This is a genomic window from Staphylococcus sp. acrmy (assembly GCF_022690565.1).
GTDB lineage: Bacteria > Bacillota > Bacilli > Staphylococcales > Staphylococcaceae > Staphylococcus > Staphylococcus caledonicus.
Genome location: NZ_JALCVE010000002.1, coordinates 165,109 through 184,847 on the forward strand (window position 1 = coordinate 165,109; position 19,739 = coordinate 184,847).

Below are 19,739 nucleotides of genomic sequence, written 5' to 3' on the forward strand. Positions count from 1 at the left end.
TTACACACTTTTAAAACTAAAACTAAAAGGGCTAAGACATTCTCTGAAAATGTCTCAACCCTTTAAATGTTATATCAATACTTCTTTAATTACGTATCTTAATCTACTTTATGATCTGAACCCAAGAATGATTTAAACATATGGAATGTAGTTTCTCTATTTAAAGCTGCAATTGAAGTTGTTAAAGGAATACCTTTAGGACAAGCATTTACACAGTTTTGAGAGTTACCACATTCTTGTAAACCACCACTACCCATTAAAGCATCTAAACGTTCATCTTTCGTCATTGCACCTGTTGGGTGTAAGTCGAAAAGACGTACTTGTGAGATAGCTTGCGCACCAACGAATTTATTGTTTTGAGTAACGTTCGGACAAACTTCTAAGCATACACCGCAAGTCATACATTTAGATAATTCGTAAGCGGTTTGACGTTTTTTCTCTGGCATACGAGGTCCTGGTCCTAAGTCATACGTACCATCGATTGGAATCCAGGCTTTCATACGTTTTAAGTTATCGAACATTCTAGTACGGTCAACTTGTAAGTCACGAATAACTGGGAACGTATTCATTGGTTCTAGACGTATAGGTTGTTCTAATTGGTCGACAATTGCTGAACATGATTGTCTAGCACGGCCGTTAATAACCATTGAACAAGCACCACAAACTTCTTCTAAACAGTTCATATCCCATGTAATAGGCGTTGTTTTTTCACCTTTACTATTTACAGGGTTACGTCTAATTTCCATTAAACAAGCAATCACATTCATATTCTCTTTGTAAGGAATTTCGAATGATTCTTCATAAGGTTTAGAGTCTTGGTTGTCTTGTCGTTTAATGATTAGTTTAATTGTTTTTGGTTTATCTTTTTGTTGTTCTTGATTGTTTTGATTACCTTGGTTATCTTCAGTACTTTGAGATTCATTATTACGTAGTTCTTCTGGAGTGTCTTTTACTGATTGAGTGTCAGCCATTATTTTTTACCTCCTTTAGACTTACTTGTATAGTCACGTTTACGTGGTGGAATTAAACTTACATCAACTGGTTCGTAAGTGAATTTAGGTGCTTCTTCTTTACCTTGATACTCAGCTAATGTTGTTTTTAACCATTCTTCATCGTTACGATCTGGGAATTCTGGTTTGTAGTGGGCACCACGTGATTCGTTACGGTTGTAAGCCCCAATTGTAATTACTCGTGCTAAAACTAACATGTTCCATAACTGACGAGTGAAGAATACTGCTTGGTTACTCCAAGTTTGCGTATCTTCCATATCAATGTCTTGATAACGTTTCATTAATTCAACAATTTTCTTATCAGTTTCAAGTAATTTATCATTTTCACGTACTACTGTTACATTAGCTGTCATAATTTCACCTAATTCTCGGTGAAGTTTATAAGCATTTTCAGTACCACGCATATTTAAAAGTTTGTCGAAACGTTCTTGTTCTTCATCTACACGTTTTTGATATAGACTTTCATCTAAGTCAGTGTATGTTGTTTCAACATTTTCAATATATTTAATCGCATTAGGTCCAGCCACTGTACCACCATAAATAGCGGATAATAATGAGTTAGCGCCTAAACGGTTACCACCATGTTGAGAGAAGTCACATTCTCCAGCTGCAAATAAACCTTTGATATTTGTCATTTGATCATAGTCAACGTATAAACCCCCCATTGAATAATGCACGGCTGGGAAGATCTTCATTGGTACTTTACGTGGGTCGTCGCCTGTGAATTTTTCATAAATTTCAATGATACCACCTAATTTAACGTCTAATTCATGTGGATCTTTATGAGATAAATCAAGGTAGACCATGTTTTCACCGTTAATACCTAATTTTTGGTTAATACATACGTCGAAGATTTCACGTGTTGCAATGTCACGTGGAACTAAGTTACCATAGTCAGGATATTTTTCTTCTAAGAAATACCAAGGTTTACCATCTTTATAAGTCCAAATACGTCCACCTTCACCACGAGCCGATTCACTCATTAATCGGAGTTTATCGTCACCTGGTATAGCTGTTGGATGGATTTGAATAAATTCACCATTTGCATATTTAGCGCCTTGTTGATAAACGATTGAGGCTGCTGAACCTGTATTAATCATAGAGTTCGTTGTTTTACCGAAGATAATACCAGGGCCACCTGTTGCCATAATTACAGCATCTGAACCAAATGATTTAATTTCAGACGTCGTCATATTTTGAGCAACAATACCTCTTGCGGCATTTTCATCATCTTTAACTATGCCTAGGAATTCCCAACCTTCATATTTAGTAACTAAGCCGTCAACTTCGAATGAACGAACTTGTTCATCAAGTGCATATAATAGTTGTTGTCCAGTTGTAGCTCCTGCGAATGCTGTTCTGTTGTATAAAGTACCACCAAAACGTCTGAAGTCTAGTAAACCTTCTTTAGTTCTACTAAACATAACGCCCATACGGTCTAATAAATGGATAATTGATGGTGCAGCTTCAGTCATTGCTTTTACAGGTGGTTGGTTCGCTAAGAAGTCTCCACCATATACTGTGTCATCAAAATGGATCCAAGGTGAATCCCCTTCACCTTTAGTATTTACCGCACCGTTAATACCGCCTTGGGCACATACAGAGTGCGAACGTTTAACAGGTACGATTGAGAATAAATCTACATGCGCACCTTGTTCTGCAGCTTTAATTGTTGACATTAGACCGGCAAGTCCTCCACCGACAACAATAATTTTTTTCTCTGCCATAAAATTGTCACTCCCCTAAAATATATCTAAGACCTAACTGTAGATACTATATGCCTCATCATTATCTATCATCGCGTTAATATTAAGACGGATGGAATTTTCAGATAATTAATCAGACATATAGCTATTTTGAATAAACTTTATATTTAGAATGTCTAAATAGTCATTCAATTGTTTAACTACAGTTTTCAAGTTAATGTTTCGTTAATCCATGAGTTAAGGTTAAATTGCATTTAAATGCATCAATACAATATTTACGTAAATGCTAAGATTGCAGTAACACCGATGTATGAAAGAACTAAGAATACTGCTAATGATACCCATGTAAATACACGTTGTGATTTCTTAGATTGTAAAATACCCCATGTTACTAAGAATGACCATAGACCATTTGAGAAATGGAACACTACTGCAATAATGCAAATAATATAAATTACAACCCATAAAGGACTTTGTAATGTTTCATGCATTAATTCATAATTGATTTCTTTACCAAAGAATACTTTTTGTAAATGTGTTTGCCATAAATGTACGAATACAAAAACAAATGTGATAATACCAGTTAATCTTTGTAAAGCGAACATCCAGTTTCTAAATAATGAATAGTGACCAATATTCTCTTTCGCTGTAAATGCTATGTGTATACCGTATAAACCATGATATAAAATTGGAATGTAAATCAAGATTAATTCAACTGCGATTAAAAATGGTAATGATTCCATGAAAGCAGATGCCTTATTAAAAGCTTCTGCCCCTTGTGTTGCTTGATGATTCACCATTAAGTGAACGATTAAGAATGCACCAATTGGAATAATACCTAGTAACGAGTGAATTCGTCTAAGATAAAATTCGTTTTTAGACTTTGCCAAAAGGAGTCCCCCTGTAAAACTATTAATTTAAATAGCTTTTCCCTAAGAAAGTCTTTATCAATTGAAACAACAATTATCGCTCAAAGTATTTACTATTTTATTTAATACTCGTTATAAACGTAGTAATAAAACAAGTTTGAAGTTGAAATAGACATGCAATAGTTCATATCTTGACTTCATAAAGCGTTAAATTAGCTATGTTCACGAGTACGGCTTAAAAAAGTAAATGCTCCTCGGAGTTGAATTTTAATTAAGATTTCAATTTTAAAATCAAATACCTTAAAACACCGAAATGATAATGTTTCTCAATTAGAAAACGCTTTCATACTTTCTTAAAAAAATAAGCTTTTTGTTAACTATATTGTAACATTTTTTATATATTTTTGGGGTATGAGAATAATTCTCATACCCCTTTTTTTAATTTAGCTATTATTCAATGCTTCTTGCAAGTTCTTAGCGACCTTTTCAGGAAGGCCAGCACCTTGTAAATCTTTGACGCTAGCTTCTTTCATTTTTTTAATTGAACCGAATGTTCTTAATAATTTAGTCTTACGTTTACTTCCTATACCATCTACCGTGTCTAATACTGATTGTAAACCAGTCTTTTGACGTGTTTGTCGATGGAAGGTAATCGCAAAACGATGGACTTCATCTTGAATTCTGTGTAGTAAATAAAAGGCTTGGCTATTCTTTTTCATAGGAACTACTTCTGCGTTCGCTCCATATAATAATTCGGAGGTTTGGTGTTTGTCGTTTTTTCTTAGCCCCGCCACTGGAATATCCAGGCCTAGCTCATTTTCAAGAACATCTAGAACGCCGCTCATATGACTTTTACCACCATCTACAATGATAAGATCTGGTAATGGAAGGCCTTCATTTAACACACGTGTATAACGTCTACGCACAACTTCGCGCATTGATTTGTAATCATCTGGTCCATCTACAGTTTTAATTTTATATTTACGATACCCTTTTTTATCAGGTTTACCGTCAACAAATGTTACCATTGCCGAAACTGGATCTACACCTTGAATATTAGAGTTATCGAAGGCTTCTATGCGTATAGGTGTTTGAATGCCCATTCTTTCTCCCAGTTCTTCAATAGCTTTTACCGTACGTGACTCATCTCTAGCAATAAGTTCAAATTTATTTTCAAGTGCCACTTCAGCGTTATGATTAGCTAAATCAATCATTTCTTTTTTAGTTCCACGCGCAGGTTGGACAATTTTAGTATCTACAACTGAATTAATCATCTCTTTATCTAAATTTTTAGGAATATGCACTTCTTTAGGTAAAATATGTTGATTTAAGCTATAAAACTGACCTATAAATGTATAAAACTCTTCTTCTTCAGTTTGTTGTAATGGAATCATTGTCGCATCACGTTGAATCATATTACCTTGACGTATAAAGAAAACTTGAATACACATCCAGCCTTTTGACACACTATAGCCAAAAACATCTCTTATTGTATTATCAGAGGACATAATTTTTTGCTTTTTAGTTAAATTATGAATATGTTGAATCAAATCTCTATATTCTTTAGCACGTTCAAAATCTAACTTTTCACTGGCATCCATCATACGATCTTCTAAATTTTTCAAAATGGTTTTATCTTCTCCATTTAGAAAATCACTAATTTCACGTGTCATTTGCGCATATTTCTGTTGATCTACGTCATAAACACATGGGCCCATGCATTGCCCGATATGGTAATAGAGACATAATTTATCCGGCATAGTATCACATTTTCTAAACGGATAAATACGGTCCAATAACTTTTTAGTCTCTTGCGCCGAATACGCATTTGGATAAGGACCAAAATATTTGCCAGTCCCTTTTTTTACAGTACGGGTTACGATAAGTTTTGGATGTTTTTCTTTAGTGATTTTTATAAATGGATAGCTTTTATCATCTTTTAATAAGATATTGTAACGAGGTTGGTATTGCTTAATCAGATTTAATTCTAATAATAACGACTCTGTTTCACTGGAAGTTACGATATATTCAAAATTACGGATTTCACTTACGAGTCGAGTCGTTTTAGCGTCATGTGCACCGGTAAAGTAAGAACGTAATCTATTGCGTAAACGTTTAGCTTTACCAACATAAATAATTTGATCGTTACGATCTTTCATTAAATAACATCCTGGCTCGAAAGGAACGACGCTCAATTTGTCTTTAATCTTTTCTTTATAATCTGCCATTGTTGTCCTCCCTTCTTTATCTTTTAGTCACACATAAAAAAGACGGAGCGATTACATTTAATGTAATGCCCCAGTCTCAATTTAGTTCTTTTCATTCTTATAGATGTTTATCTAATACTTCAGCTAAGTTTTCTTTAGGTTGGAAACCTACTACTTTATCAACTGGTTCTCCATCTTTAAAGACGATTAAAGTTGGAATACTCATTACTTCAAATTTAGCAGCTGTTGATGGATTTTCATCAACGTCTAATTTTAAGATATCAGCTTTACCATCATAGTCTCCAGCTAATTCTTCTAAAACTGGCGCGATCATTTTACAAGGTCCACACCAAGTTGCCCAAAAGTCTACTAATTTAACGCCTGATTGAATGTTTTCATCAAAGTTTGAATCCGTTACTTTTACGATTGCCATAAATGCCAATCCTCCTTAAATTTTGAATGATGAGCAAATTATAACAGACTTTCATATCGTCTGCATTGCTCTTGCTCATTTAAAAATTTGTATCATTTTATTCATCAAGTGAGTTGTCATCTTGTTTCATTCACTTGCTTTATTGTACGTTATATACCCAAAAAATCAACATTCATGCTTAATAATTATTATTTCAATTATTTAAGTTCCGCAACAGTCACGCCAAAGCCACCTTCACTTGGCATTCCTCCGCGGTATGAACGTACACTTTTATGCTTTTTCAAGTGATTTTGTACCCCTTTTTGAAGGGCACCTGTTCCTTTACCATGAATAATATAAACTTGCTCATAATTACTCAATACTGCTTGGTCAATGTATTGATCGAGTTCGCCTATTGCTTCTTCATAGCGATAACCTCGTAAATCCAGTTCTGTTTTAATCGTTTGACGATTTTGTCGCGTAACCATTTTAGCTGGTTTTTCTTGTTTTTTCTTCGTTTTTTCTAAATCTTCAATAGGTAATTTCATTTTAATGATACCCATTTGAACGACCGCTTCATCATCGCCTACTAATTCCAGAACCTCACCTTTTTGGCCATAAGATAACACTTTAACTTCATCACCAGCATGAATCGCATCATGTTTTTGTTTTTGAATCTTTTGTTTAATGGATTTAGCTTCATATTGATCATCTAATTGTTTTTTCTTATCAATTAGTTCATGTTCTTTAACGTCAGCGCCTTTTTGGTCGCGTAGTTCTCTTAATTCTTTTAAGATTTCATCCGCCTCTTTAGTAGCAGATTTAACACGTCGATTAGCTTTTTCTTTAGCCTCATCCATTAATTTTTGTTCATAATTTTTATATTGTTCGTATTGTTTTTCTAAATCATCATGTGTTGTTTTAGCTTCACGTAACAGTCTGTCTAATTCAATACGTTGTTCATCTACACGTTTAGAATTTTTTTCTAAGGATTCTATCATAGAATTGATTTCTTGTTCATCAGTACCAATCATTGTCTTCGCTTTATTTATGATACTAAGGCTGAGTCCTAATTTTCTAGAAATATCAAATGCATTAGAACGACCTGGTACACCCATTAAAAGTTTATACGTAGGACTTAATGTGTTGACATCAAATTCTACACTCGCGTTCATAACACCTTCACGATTATAACTATATGCTTTAAGTTCCGGATAATGAGTCGTTGCCATGACTAAAGATCCGATATTTCGGACATTATCTAGAATACTCATAGCGAGTGCAGCACCTTCACTTGGATCCGTTCCTGCTCCAAGTTCATCAAATAACACTAAACTATTCTTATCTGTCTCTTGTAGAATTTCGACAATGTTTTTCATATGAGATGAAAACGTTGATAACGACTGTTCGATAGATTGTTCATCACCAATGTCGCAATATACATTTTCAAAGACGCTTAACTGACTTCCATCTAATGTAGGAATGAGTAACCCAGACTGTGCCATGACTATAATGAGGCCTAGCGTTTTTAGTGTTACCGTTTTACCACCTGTGTTTGGTCCAGTGATGATTACCGTTTCAACATCATCAATAAATTCAATTGTGTTCGCTACCACTGTTTCTTTATTTAATAATGGATGATAGGCGTTAGGGAGATACACTGTTCTTTCTTTATGGAAAGTTGGTTTAGTCCCTTTAATTGAACGTGCATAGCGTGCTTTCGCAGTTAGGAAATCAATTTGACCCATCACGGATTCTGCTATTAAATAACCGTCTGATTCTGCAGCTACCATTCCAGTTAATTCAGTTAGGATACGTTCACGTTCTACTGCTTCGTCATTGCGTAAACGACTAATTTGGTTATTCATTTCTACGATTGATGAAGGTTCAATATATAATGTCTGACCTGAAGCTGATTGATCGTGCACAATCCCTTTAAAGTCTTGTCGGTATTCAGCTTTAACTGGAATAACATTACGGTCATTACGCAGTGTTATAATCGCATCTGAAAGTTTCTTTTGATTAGCTTGACTTTTAACAATGCGGTCTAAATTTTGTCTGATACGTTGGTTGGTGCTCGAAATCTTACTTCGTATACCTTGTAGCTCATAACTTGCGCTATCATATAAATCATATGCGTCGCATTTTTCATTTATTTCTTGAAAAAGGTCTGTTAATACCGGCAATTGGTTCATCTTATCATTCAAGATAGGATACTTAACCACGCCCTCATCTTCTTCGACTAATTGATTATAAAACGTTTTGAATTGGTTCTGAACTTGAATTAATCGTTTGATTAGATTCAATTCGGACACATTCAATACGCCACCGATCGTTGCTCGATGAATCAATGGCGACACTTTAGCCAAACCACTTAAGCTTGGTAAACGATGCTTATTATAAATTTGTGAGATTTCATCAGTCTCATTGATTTGAAATTCTACAGTTTCAAAATCTATTGCTGGAGACATCTTAGACACTTTTTCACGTCCTAAATCACTTACAGCCTCAGAAGCTACAAATGATTTGATTTTATCAAATTCTAAGACGTCTAATGTTTTTTGTCTCATACAATCCCTCTATTTCTTCAATTTAATATTATTTTCTACTAAGTCTTTAAACGCTTGTCGAGACATCGTATTAATCACTCTATCTTTAGCTACAAATCCTTTTTGAGCTGTCGCAATTCCATATTTCATAAAGTCTAGATGATCAATATGATGCGCGTCTGTATTAATTGTTAGTTTAACGTTTGGATACTTTCTTACTGTTTCAGCATTTAAATCTAAACGTTTTGGATTAGCATTAATTTCCATTATGGTATTTGTTTCTTCTGCTAAGGCCATTAATTGTTCAATATTGGGTTTATACCCATCACGTCGTCCTATAATTCGCCCTGTTGGATGAGCGATATGTCTTACATATGGGTTACGGCATGCATTTTCTAAACGTTTCATAATTTCTTCTTCACTTTGATTAAAACTTTGGTGAATTGCAGCTATAACATAATCAAGTTGCGCTAACACGTCATCATCATAATCTAAAGAGCCATCAGGAAGAATGTCCATTTCTGTTCCTGAATAGATATCAATTTCATCATACTCTTCGTTGAGTTGTTTTATTTCTTCATTCTGTCTTAATAAACGTTCAACTTGTAATCCATTTGCTACTTTTAAGCTTTGAGAATGATCAGTAATGACCATAAATTGGTAGCCTTTTTTAATATTTGCCTCTATCATATCTCTAATTGAAAAAGCACCATCACTATATGTGGTATGCATATGAATATCACCATCGATATCATCTAACGTTACGATATTACTTAAGTCACGATCAAACTCACTACCATCTTCTCGCATGGTTGGAGCCATCCATTTCTTTCCAAAATGTTGATAAATTTCTTCTTCACTTTGAAATTGTAGAAGTGTTCCGTCTTGTTGTTCAATACCGTATTCACTTACTTTTTCTTGTTGTTCTTTTGCAAGTTGTCGTATACGAATATTGTGATCTTTAGAACCAGTAAAATGTTGAAGCGTATGATAAAAAGCTGCCGGTTCAATAAGTCTGAAATCGACACCAATTGTTTCGTCATCATAAGTTAATTCGAGAGATACTTTTGTTTGGCCTACTGCCACTTCTTTTACTTTATTTGGGATGTTGAGAAGTTGTTGTTGAACTTTTTCAGGGTTATTTGTACTAATAATGTAATCTAGGTCTTTACTCATTTCTTTGTAACGACGGAAACTGCCTGCTTCCGAATATTTTTCAACTTCTTCAAGTGTTTCTAGATACTGTATAATCGTTTTATTTAGATTACGCATTAAATCAATTGGATAGCGTTCCTTTTTAGCGCCTAACGCTTTTACTGCTTCTAAAATATTTTGTTCCGTTTTTTTAGCAAATCCACTAAGCTCACTCACTTTTCCCGCTTCACAGGCTGCTTGCAGACTTTCTTTATCTGTAACATTGAGTTCTTTATAAAGTTTAGCTATTTTTTTACTCCCTAATCCTTGAATTTTCATGAGAGTAATTAAACCAGCAGGCACTAATTGTTGTAATTCATTTAACACCGCTGATTCACCAGTAGTTCGATATTCATTAATAACATCGCCTACACCTTTACCAATACCTTTTAATTCAGTTACATCTTCAATGTCATCTAAAGGGCGTTCGTCAATTTCTAGACTTTGTGCTGCTTTTCTATAAGCAGAAACTTTAAATGTGTTTTCTCCATTTAATTCCATATATATAGCTATCTTTTCTAATAGTTGAATTATATCTTTTTTAGTCAATATGCTCACTCCATAAAAAGAAGACCAGGACATTTAATAACGTAGCCTTGTCCTGACCTCATATCAGTTTTAGTATTATAAATTTAGAACGTAAGACGAGAAAAACGGTGTATTAAATAAAATAAAGCTTCCAAGGTATGAATGTTTCAAACTTTGTTGCACCCACTCAATAGGATACAGTGCAACAACATACATCATTAATTGAATCATAAGCATTGCCATAATAACGCTAATCACACTTCCGCATACTCTACTTATTAGACTCAGATTCTGATACGTCATTATATTATCAAAACTTACAATAATAAGATATAAAAGCAACTTGCACACTACAGTAATTAAAAGAAAAGCAATAATTGAATCAAAACGTTGTTGCAATTCATTAAAATGATAAGCATAGGTAGTATCAAATGCAATTGTCTTAGGAAATGGTATAAAAACAATCAATTGTTTAGCGATAGCACGATAAAATTGATGTGCAATGACTAATGCGGCCACAGAAGATAACAAATGTAAACTGTTTAGCCATGCGCCTCTTCTAAATCCAATGATTAAATAATACGCGATGATAAGTAGTACAATTAAATCGATAATCATTTATTCATCTCGTTGTTTTAATTGCTTGATTTCTTGTAATAATTTGCGATTTTCCTCTTCTAACTTCACTTTTTCATGCATAATGTTAACCGCTGTTAAAATAGACTTTCTAGTAGTATCTAATCCAGTTGATTTACGTCCTAATTCTTTTAACTTTTCATCAACTAAATGTGCTACATAACGAATATGCTCCGGGTTTTCTTCACCGATTATTGTATAATTTTGATCATTAATAGTTACATTAATACGATTTTTAAACTCTCCCATAGCACTAACTCCTGACATTTTTTTATTATTCTTGACGGGGGCAACATGAGAATTTTATCATGAAATACGCTATGATATGCAAACTGAACATAGACTCAAATGATAATAAAATTCAAGTTTCAATCTCGCTCGTCGTTCGTTTTTGCTTAAATTCTAACCACTGTTCAACCTCTTTATATAGTAGAATATCACAATTTATTATACATTAGGATACTAATATTTGTAAGTAGCTATTCCTTATACTTTCTACAATCAAAGCACACCTTTATACTTTATCTATCGTTAAATAATATTTATGTTATGCTTATCATTGTTTTAATAGTATTTTGAAAAGTGAGGTCAAGTAAGTTAATGGCTAATGTCGTTCATAAATTATCAGAACAAGAAATTCAACAACTCATGCAACAACTCAAATTTGAAACATCGCAATTGCCCGCTGGTATGAAAGCGCGTGTTAAACATAACCAAGCAGTCATCAATATTTATAATTCTGGAAAAGTGATGTTTCAAGGAAAAAACGCCGAAACTGTAGCACAACAATTATTACCCAATCATAGTACTTCATCTTCAACACGTTCTACTGCTCCATCTAAGGAAAGTAAAAGTACTATATCATATAATCAGTATAATTGTATCGGTAGCGACGAAGCCGGTAGTGGCGATTACTTTGGGCCATTAACCGTTTGTGCAGCCTACGTTTCAAAAGAACATGTAGAGATTCTTAAAACATTAGGCGTCGATGATTCTAAAAAATTAGCAGATACTAAAATTGTAGAACTAGCAGAACAATTAGTTACTTTTATCCCCCACTCACTTCTAACATTAGATAATGTGAAATATAACGATAGACAGTCAATCGGTTGGTCTCAAGTAAAAATGAAAGCTGTTTTACATAACGAAGCTATCAAAAATGTTACTCAGAAGATTGATACAAACGAACTTGATTATATCGTTATTGATCAATTTGCCGTACGTGGCGTATATCAACGCTATGCCTTAAGTGCACTGCCTTTTTCCGAAAAAACAAAGTTTGAGACTAAAGGCGAATCAAAATCATTAGCCATCGCAGCTGCTAGTATTATTTCTAGATATGCCTTTGTAAAACATATGGACCATATAGCACAACAAATGCGCTGTGACATTCCTAAAGGTGCGAGTAATAAAGTAGATTTAGCCGCAGCCCGAATTATTGAACAACACGGCATCGCTAAACTAGATAGTATTTCAAAAAAGCATTTTAAAAACCGCGAAAAAGCTCAACATCTAGTCCAACAAAAATATAAATAACTTTGCAGTAAGTAGCATTGCTAAAAAAAGAAGCGTAGAGGTGATTCAACTATAGAATCATCTCTACGCTTATATTTTAAGGATTATTCCCTTATATCTTTATATTATCTAATGACAGCACCTTTAGCTTGTAAAGCTTCTAATACTTTATCATGCACTTTAGACACGCGTTCATCTGTTAATGTGTCTTCAGTATCTAAGTAATTTAGACGAATAGCTACTGATTTTTTACCTTCTTCTAAATGTTCACCTTCATAAACATCGAATACTAAAGTATGTTGAAGAATATCTTCGCCATTATCATGAATAGTTTGAAGTAACTCTGATGATGGTACGTCATGATTTACTTCTAATGCGATATCTCGTGTTACACCTGGGAATTTAGGAATTGGTGCATAGTTAATATATCCTACTGCCACTTCCATCATTGCGTCATAATTTAATTCAAATACATATGTGCGTTTTAAATCATTATCAGCTGCAACTTGTGGATGTAATTCCCCTATAAATCCAATCTCAGTACCGTTCAATGAAACGATAGCAGTTCGTCCAGGGTGAAGACCGCTAATTTCTCCAGCTTTGTAACTAAACTCAAGATTTAATTTTTCAGCAACACGATCAACTACACCTTTAGCAATAAAGAAATCTATTTCTTCTTTTTTACCTTGCCAAGCATTCACCATATATTCACCAGTTAAAATACCACTTAAGTATTCTACTTCGTCAGGTAATTCGCCTTCACCATTACCAAAGAACACACGACCTACTTCATATAGACGTACGTCTTTATTTTTACGTGCGACATTATAAGCAGTAGCCTCAATTAAATGAGGTAATAAGCTTTGACGTAATGTAGAATGCGCCTCACTCATAGGCATCAATAAGCTGATAGTTGGACGTTCTTGTAACGCAAAGTCTTTCGCATGGTCTTTAGATACTAATGAATACGTAATGGCTTGGTTTAATCCAGCGCCTTCAAGTGTTTCTTTAACTGTACGAGTTTTATATTGACGATCAGTTAACTCACCACTTGTCACTTCTCCGAAAATCGGTAACGAAGATGGAATATCATCATAGCCATAAATTCGTGCGACTTCTTCAATTAAATCTTCTTTGATTGTAATATCTTTACGACGTGATGGCACCTCTACTGTTAAAGTTTCGCCATCTTGTGTTGTTTTAAATCCTAATTGTTCAAAGATAGCTTTAATCTCACCACTTGATAGTTCAAAGCCGATGGTTTGGTTTACTTTATCTACTGTAATATCAATTGGAGTTACAAAGTCGCCTAAATCGCCAGCTGAAACTCTGTCTTGCAATACTTCACCAGATGCATACGTTTGTAATAAATAGCATGCTCTGTCTACCGCTTCATCGACAAATTCTGTGGCAATACCCTTTTCAAAACGACTAGAAGCTTCACTACGTAAATTTAAACGGCGTGAAGTATGACGAATTGATACTGGGTCGAATATTGCACCTTCTACTACGACGTTTGTAGTTTGTTCTGTGACTTCTGAAAAGTCTCCGCCCATAACACCAGCTAGTGCGATAGGTTCTTTACCATTTGAAATAACAATATCAGTATCGACTAATGTACATTCTGTATTATCTAATGTCGTCATTGTTTCATCTGTTTGTGCTTGACGAACCACAATTTCTTGTGAACCAATTTGGTCTTGATCAAACATGTGTAATGGTTGACCATATTCTAATAATACGTAATTTGAAATATCTACTACATTATTAATTGGTCGAATACTTGCTTTGATTAAACGTGCTTGCATCCAAATTGGAGATGACGCAATCGTTACGTTCTTCACAATACGTGCGCTATAATATGGAACTTTTTCAGGATTATTAACTGAAACAGATAATGCATTCGTCGCAGATTCTGAGCTTTCGTTGCTTTGAGTTTCAGGTTTAGTCATTTCTGTTTGATATAACGCAGCTACTTCATAAGCTGTACCTACCATACTTAATGCATCAGCACGGTTAGGTGTTAAATCAAATTCCATCACTTGATCATTTAAATAAAGTGCAGTTAAAGCGTCTGTGCCTGGTTCAACTTCAGTTGGGAAAACGAAGATACCATTTTCATATGCTTTAGGAACGACATTACCAGAAATACCAATTTCTTGTAATGAACAAATCATGCCTTCAGAACGTTCGCCACGTAATTTTGCTCGTTTAATCTTAATGCCACCAGGTAAACGTCCTCCTACTTTAGCAACAATGACATGTTGCCCTGCATCTACGTTTGGTGCACCACATACGATTTGAACAGGTTCTTCCTCCCCAATATCGACTTGGCAAATATTTAATTTATCTGCATCGGGATGTTTTTCTTTAGATTGTACATAACCAACAACTAAATTTTTAATATCTTTTGTATAGTCAATGATGTCATCTACTTCAATACCTGTACGTGTAATACGTTCGGCTAAGTCTTGTACTGTTACACCTGCATCAACGTAATCTTTTAACCATTCATTTGAAATCAACATTATAATTCACCTCTATCTTCAACTGCTTTAAATTGGTCAAGGAATCGAACATCATTTGTATAGAAATGACGAATATCTTCAATACCATATTTCAACATCGCGATACGGTCTGGTCCCATACCAAATGCGAAACCAGAATATTCATTAGAATCAAAGCCAGCCATTTCAAGTACGTTTGGATGCACCATGCCCGCACCTAGGATTTCAATCCATCCTGTATGTTTACATACATTACATCCTTGGCCTTTACATTTGAAACAAGATACGTCTACTTCAACTGATGGTTCAGTAAATGGGAAATAGCTTGGACGTAAACGAATTTCACGATCAGCACCAAATAATTTCTTAGCTACTAATTCTAATGTACCTTTTAGGTCACTCATTTTAATATTTTTATCGACAACTAAACCTTCAATTTGCGTAAATTGATGACTGTGTGTCGCATCATCTGAATCACGACGATACACTTTACCAGGACAAATAATCTTAACAGGTCCTTGCCCATTACGTTTCTCCATTGTACGTGCTTGTACTGGAGAAGTATGGGTACGCATTAAAATTTCATCGGTAATGTAGAAACTATCTTGCATATCACGTGCAGGATGTGATTTAGGTAAATTTAATGCTTCAAAATTATAATAGTCTTGTTCAACTTCATAACCATCGACTATTTCATAACCAAGTCCTAAGAATAAGTCTTCAATTTCTTCAACGGTTCTAGTTAACGGATGTTTTGAACCGATGCTAATTTGACGACTAGGTAACGTAACGTCAATTGTTTCTTCAGCTAATTGTTGATTTAATTTTTCTGTTTTTAACAAAGTTTGTTTTTCGTCTAATTCATTTTGAATCGTTTGTCTTAATTCATTTACCTTTTGGCCGTAAGCAGGCTTTTCCTCATTAGGTAAATCTTTCATATTTTTCATTAAGCCACTTACTGAACCTTTTTTACCTAAATATTTCACTTTTACATCTTGTAATTCTCGTTCATTTTGCGCTTCATTAATATCAACAAGTGCTTGTTGTTTTAATTCAGCCATTGAATCATTCTGAGTCATTGACTTACACCTCTCAATTGTATTCATAATTAATTAATTTTATTTTTTACGAAAAAAAGACTCTCCTCCCTAAAACTGGGACGAAAGCCTTCCGTGGTACCACCCAAATTTATGTTAGCGCAAAGGACTTCAGACAAAATCTTGCCATAGATACACCGTTAGATAGTGTTCCAAAGCGTGCGATTAAAGCCTTAGTTCCTTTACTTTACATACACTTGTATACGTTGTTAACGAAGTCGTACTCCGGAGAACAGGACATTAAGCTTTTAAATCATATACATGTAATTAATTAAATTACATTTTAAGCGTTTTATCCGGTCTCAACCAAAAAGATGAAAGAAACTAATTAGAATTGGAGTAAGTTTCAGTCACGCTTACTCTCCCTGCACAACCCTTTTTATTAGTTAAGGTCTTTTTATAGGTTAATCATTCAATTTTTATATTGTGTTTTATTTTTTATAGAAAATGTGTACATCTAAGTATAGCCGATTTTAAATAAAGGGGTCAACCTTTCAAATGGTAAAGTAAGATACTTCCTGCAATTGCCACATTTAAACTTTCCGCCTTACCATATATCGGAATTGTAAGGTTTTGAGAAGTATGTGCTAATAATTCTTTATTAACGCCTTCACCTTCGTTACCTAAAAGTAAGGCAAATGATTCTTGCGTAGTCACTTCTTTATATGACACTGCATTTTCAAGTGCTGTACCATACACTGGCCCTTCGAATTGTGAAATAAATTCATTTAAATCAGTTGTTATAACAGGAATGTGAAATACGCTACCTTGACTAGCTCTTAATACTTTATCTTGGTATGCATCAGCTGTTCCTTTTTCCATAACAATTAAATCGAGACCAGCAGCATCTGCAGTACGGATTAACGTTCCTAAATTACCAGGGTCTTGGATACGATCGATGAGCAACACTTGTTTAGCCTGCTTAATATCGTAAGTTGGTTTCTCAATAACAGCAAAGAATCCTTGAGGCGTAATAGTTCCTGATAAAGATTCAGCTACTTTCATATTGATTTCAAATGTTTCTTCGGCATAATTCAAGAGTGCGTCTTCTGTTCTGTCTGGTTCTATAACAAATAGTTGTTTAATTGCGATACCACTTTGATAAGCCTCTTCAATTAAATGAATACCTTCTATAAGTGCTTGGCCGGTTTTATCACGGTCACGTTTCTTTTTTAATTTATTCGCATTTTTAATTTTATTATTTTGAGCTGACGTAATTTGTTCCATATATTGTCTCCATTATTGATATATTATTTAAAATAGCACCATGCTTTAGTTTCTCAATTCATCTTGATTACTATAAAGTATAACATCTTAACTGAATAAGGTAGAGACAAACGAAAAAGGGCTAAGCCATTTTATAAATGACTTAGCCTCTTAGTTATTACCTATTCGATTAGTCGATTATTTAGAAACGACTTCTTCACCATTGTAAGAACCACAGTTTTTACATACACGGTGAGATAATTTGTATTCGCCACAACTTGGGCATTCAGTCATACCAGGTACTGAAATTTTGAAGTGCGTACGACGTTTGTTTTTTCTAGTTTTAGACGTTCTTCTTTTTGGTACTGCCATGATATATCCTCCTTAATATTTAAACACGTAATCTTAAGTGTTAGGTCATTAAATCATTATACTACAATTTAAAACAACCTGCTATTGCTCTTTATCGTATAATTGTTGTAATTTTTGAAGCCTAGGATCAACTTGTTGAGTTTGGGAATCGTCATTGTCTTTTTCTTTTTCAAGTTCGATCATCTGATCTTCGTCAATAACTTCCCAACCATGACCTTCTGTAAGCATTTGATCGCTATTCTCAGAAAAAGCTCGCATTGGCTTCTCAATGATAACCAATTCTTTAGCAATGTCTCGGATATTAATCATACCGTCAGTCGCAAGATGATAATGTTCATCATCATCTATTTCCTCATCGGCATAACTATCATAACCTTCTAAATCAAATACTTCAGACGTACGAACATCTAAAGGAACATCTACAGGTACTAATGTACGTGCGCAAGGCATTGTATACGTTCCAGTTAAATGAATATCTGCAATGACTTCATTTGATTTTACAGTTAATTCACCTTCGACATTAATCTCTGATAAATCAATCAAACCTAATGGTTCTATTAAATCTTCAAAATTAGCCGTCTGATTGAACTCAAATGGCTTACCTTGATATTTTCTTAATTGCGTTATTGACCATTTCATATGGCTTCACCTCTAACAAACACAAAATTTATTTTAACTTTACAAGTATAAGTTGTCAAGATTTTTTCTTAACATACTCCGTTCTGTTACAATACTAATAATGAATACTGAAAGGACGAAATGCAAATGAAAAGTGTTGGACTCATTACAGAGTATAATCCATTCCACAATGGACATTTGTATCATGCACAGCAAGCGAAATTAAAGTCTAATGCTCACGTTTCTATCGCATTAATGAGTGGCAACTTTGTTATGCGCGGAGAGCCCGCTATATATAATAAATTTCTACGCACTAGAATGGCATTGTCAGGCGTTGATTTAGTTGTCGAACTTCCACTAATGGCTAGCCTTTCGTCTAGTGATTATTTCGCTGAATTAGCGGTTAAAGTGGCTCAATATCTTGATATAGATGTGATTGCTTTTGGCAGTGAAATTGCTAATATTTCTCGCCTTGAAAATGTAGCAAATAACATCATCAATTTAGAACATTCACCTCATTTTCAAAAATTAATAAAAGAAGGCAAAAGTTACGCCACAATCTTGCACGAATTGATTGAAGATAAAGAGATATTACAATCACCAAATAACATTCTTAGCGTGGCCTATTTAAAAGCAATGGCGTTATACGCCCCTAATATTCAAGGTTTAACAATTGAACGTTTAGCTACACAACACCAAGATGAATCTATCAACCATCACTCATTGGCAAGTGGTTCAGCAATAAGAAAAGCACTGACAAATAATGAAAATCAGTGGAAAGCTGTTGTGCCACAAAATATTCAAAACTTGTATGAATCTCCGCATCTATTAAAGGACCAGATATTTAACTTTATTAAATTTGAAATTTTAAATCATTCTGAAGATGAATTATCAAATATTTATACTATGACTGAAGGTTTGGAAAATCGGTTGAAAGCATCTATTCAGAATGCTCATAGTTTTGAAGAATATATGTCTTTAATTAAAACGAAGCGTTTTACATATACACATTTACAACGTGTACTGATGCAAACTTTGCTACATATATCTAAAGACGACTTATCTACCGACATCGAAGGCGTGCGCATTCTAGGGATGAACAATACTGGACAACAATATTTAAAATATTTAAAAACTCAATTTCCCGAACGTCAAATTATCACTAATGTTAATAAAAAGAACGCTGAGTTATTTAAAAATGAAATTAAAGCGACAAATATTTATAATCTGTTATCGAACCAAACGGCTAATGACTTCAATACACCTGTCATCCGGTCTTCAAATTAGCGCTTTATAAATTCACATAAAAAAAG

General features: G+C 34.2%; 16 protein-coding genes. 2 read left to right on the plus strand and 14 right to left on the minus strand.

Annotated elements, in window-relative coordinates:
* Nucleotides 1-98: 98 nt before the first annotated feature.
* The 9 genes from sdhB to zapA form a co-directional block, all read right to left on the minus strand.
* Nucleotides 99-971 (minus strand): succinate dehydrogenase iron-sulfur subunit, encoded by an 873-nt coding sequence (gene sdhB / locus FH144_RS02570; RefSeq protein WP_242313537.1) that lies wholly within the window; start codon nt 969-971, stop codon nt 99-101.
* Entirely contained in the window at nt 971-2,737 is a 1,767-nt protein-coding gene (gene sdhA / locus FH144_RS02575; RefSeq protein ID WP_107506790.1) for a succinate dehydrogenase flavoprotein subunit, read from the minus strand. Before sdhA ends, sdhB begins: the two co-directional genes overlap by 1 nt.
* Nucleotides 2,738-2,991: 254 nt before the next feature.
* Nucleotides 2,992-3,606, minus strand: coding sequence for a succinate dehydrogenase cytochrome b558 subunit (locus FH144_RS02580; protein ID WP_107506791.1), 615 nt, complete (start codon nt 3,604-3,606; stop codon nt 2,992-2,994).
* 422 nt (nt 3,607-4,028) lie between these two features.
* The gene (uvrC, locus tag FH144_RS02585) at nt 4,029-5,813 is read right to left on the minus strand and encodes an excinuclease ABC subunit UvrC (RefSeq protein WP_242313538.1); all 1,785 of its coding nucleotides are present in this window, start codon (nt 5,811-5,813) and stop codon (nt 4,029-4,031) included.
* Between the two features lie 97 nt (nt 5,814-5,910).
* Nucleotides 5,911-6,225, minus strand: coding sequence for a thioredoxin (trxA, locus tag FH144_RS02590; RefSeq protein ID WP_011276093.1), 315 nt, complete (start codon nt 6,223-6,225; stop codon nt 5,911-5,913).
* 197 nt (nt 6,226-6,422) lie between these two features.
* Nucleotides 6,423-8,774, minus strand: coding sequence for an endonuclease MutS2 (locus FH144_RS02595; RefSeq protein ID WP_242313539.1), 2,352 nt, complete (start codon nt 8,772-8,774; stop codon nt 6,423-6,425).
* A gap of 9 nt (nt 8,775-8,783) precedes the next feature.
* On the minus strand, nt 8,784-10,496 hold the full coding sequence (gene polX / locus FH144_RS02600; RefSeq protein WP_242313540.1) for a DNA polymerase/3'-5' exonuclease PolX: 1,713 nt from the start codon (nt 10,494-10,496) through the stop codon (nt 8,784-8,786).
* Between the two features lie 75 nt (nt 10,497-10,571).
* Nucleotides 10,572-11,093 carry a CvpA family protein gene (locus FH144_RS02605; protein ID WP_107506795.1) on the minus strand — a complete coding sequence of 174 codons (522 nt, stop codon included), beginning with the start codon at nt 11,091-11,093 and terminating at the stop codon, nt 10,572-10,574.
* Nucleotides 11,094-11,360: a cell division protein ZapA gene (zapA, locus tag FH144_RS02610; protein ID WP_107506796.1), complete on the minus strand. Its 267-nt coding sequence runs from the start codon at nt 11,358-11,360 to the stop codon at nt 11,094-11,096.
* Nucleotides 11,361-11,711: 351 nt separating this feature from the next.
* Here zapA and rnhC point away from each other — a divergent pair, with 351 nt between their 5' ends.
* Nucleotides 11,712-12,647 (plus strand): ribonuclease HIII, encoded by a 936-nt coding sequence (gene rnhC / locus FH144_RS02615; RefSeq protein WP_242313541.1) that lies wholly within the window; start codon nt 11,712-11,714, stop codon nt 12,645-12,647.
* A 104-nt stretch (nt 12,648-12,751) separates the two neighbouring features.
* On the opposite strand, the gene pheT is transcribed toward rnhC, so the two are convergent.
* From pheT to FH144_RS02640, 5 genes are all read right to left on the minus strand, one after another.
* A complete protein-coding gene (gene pheT, locus FH144_RS02620) occupies nt 12,752-15,154 on the minus strand; it encodes a phenylalanine--tRNA ligase subunit beta (RefSeq protein ID WP_242313542.1) in 2,403 nt (800 codons plus the stop codon).
* The gene (gene pheS, locus FH144_RS02625) at nt 15,154-16,212 is read right to left on the minus strand and encodes a phenylalanine--tRNA ligase subunit alpha (protein WP_103166873.1); all 1,059 of its coding nucleotides are present in this window, start codon (nt 16,210-16,212) and stop codon (nt 15,154-15,156) included. Before pheS ends, pheT begins: the two co-directional genes overlap by 1 nt.
* Before the next feature lie 504 nt (nt 16,213-16,716).
* Nucleotides 16,717-17,457 (minus strand): TrmH family RNA methyltransferase, encoded by a 741-nt coding sequence (locus FH144_RS02630; RefSeq protein ID WP_242313543.1) that lies wholly within the window; start codon nt 17,455-17,457, stop codon nt 16,717-16,719.
* 177 nt (nt 17,458-17,634) lie between these two features.
* On the minus strand, nt 17,635-17,808 hold the full coding sequence (gene rpmF / locus FH144_RS02635) for a 50S ribosomal protein L32 (RefSeq protein ID WP_002435373.1): 174 nt from the start codon (nt 17,806-17,808) through the stop codon (nt 17,635-17,637).
* A gap of 81 nt (nt 17,809-17,889) precedes the next feature.
* Entirely contained in the window at nt 17,890-18,447 is a 558-nt protein-coding gene (locus tag FH144_RS02640; RefSeq protein ID WP_107506800.1) for a YceD family protein, read from the minus strand.
* Between the two features lie 126 nt (nt 18,448-18,573).
* On the opposite strand from FH144_RS02640, the gene FH144_RS02645 reads away from it, so the two are divergent.
* Nucleotides 18,574-19,713 carry a nucleotidyltransferase gene (locus FH144_RS02645; RefSeq protein ID WP_242313544.1) on the plus strand — a complete coding sequence of 380 codons (1,140 nt, stop codon included), beginning with the start codon at nt 18,574-18,576 and terminating at the stop codon, nt 19,711-19,713.
* Nucleotides 19,714-19,739 lie beyond the last annotated feature (26 nt).

Coding starts and splice junctions, on each gene's coding strand:
- FH144_RS02645 (WP_242313544.1), top strand. CDS start 18,574: ATGAAAAGTGTTGGACTCATTACAGAGTATAATCCATTCCACAATGGA.
- zapA (WP_107506796.1), bottom strand. CDS start 11,360: ATGGGAGAGTTTAAAAATCGTATTAATGTAACTATTAATGATCAAAAT.
- sdhB (WP_242313537.1), bottom strand. CDS start 971: ATGGCTGACACTCAATCAGTAAAAGACACTCCAGAAGAACTACGTAAT.
- FH144_RS02630 (WP_242313543.1), bottom strand. CDS start 17,457: ATGGAACAAATTACGTCAGCTCAAAATAATAAAATTAAAAATGCGAAT.
- FH144_RS02605 (WP_107506795.1), bottom strand. CDS start 11,093: ATGATTATCGATTTAATTGTACTACTTATCATCGCGTATTATTTAATC.
- rnhC (WP_242313541.1), top strand. CDS start 11,712: ATGGCTAATGTCGTTCATAAATTATCAGAACAAGAAATTCAACAACTC.
- FH144_RS02640 (WP_107506800.1), bottom strand. CDS start 18,447: ATGAAATGGTCAATAACGCAATTAAGAAAATATCAAGGTAAGCCATTT.
- uvrC (WP_242313538.1), bottom strand. CDS start 5,813: ATGGCAGATTATAAAGAAAAGATTAAAGACAAATTGAGCGTCGTTCCT.
- pheT (WP_242313542.1), bottom strand. CDS start 15,154: ATGTTGATTTCAAATGAATGGTTAAAAGATTACGTTGATGCAGGTGTA.
- rpmF (WP_002435373.1), bottom strand. CDS start 17,808: ATGGCAGTACCAAAAAGAAGAACGTCTAAAACTAGAAAAAACAAACGT.
- FH144_RS02595 (WP_242313539.1), bottom strand. CDS start 8,774: ATGAGACAAAAAACATTAGACGTCTTAGAATTTGATAAAATCAAATCA.
- trxA (WP_011276093.1), bottom strand. CDS start 6,225: ATGGCAATCGTAAAAGTAACGGATTCAAACTTTGATGAAAACATTCAA.
- sdhA (WP_107506790.1), bottom strand. CDS start 2,737: ATGGCAGAGAAAAAAATTATTGTTGTCGGTGGAGGACTTGCCGGTCTA.
- pheS (WP_103166873.1), bottom strand. CDS start 16,212: ATGACTCAGAATGATTCAATGGCTGAATTAAAACAACAAGCACTTGTT.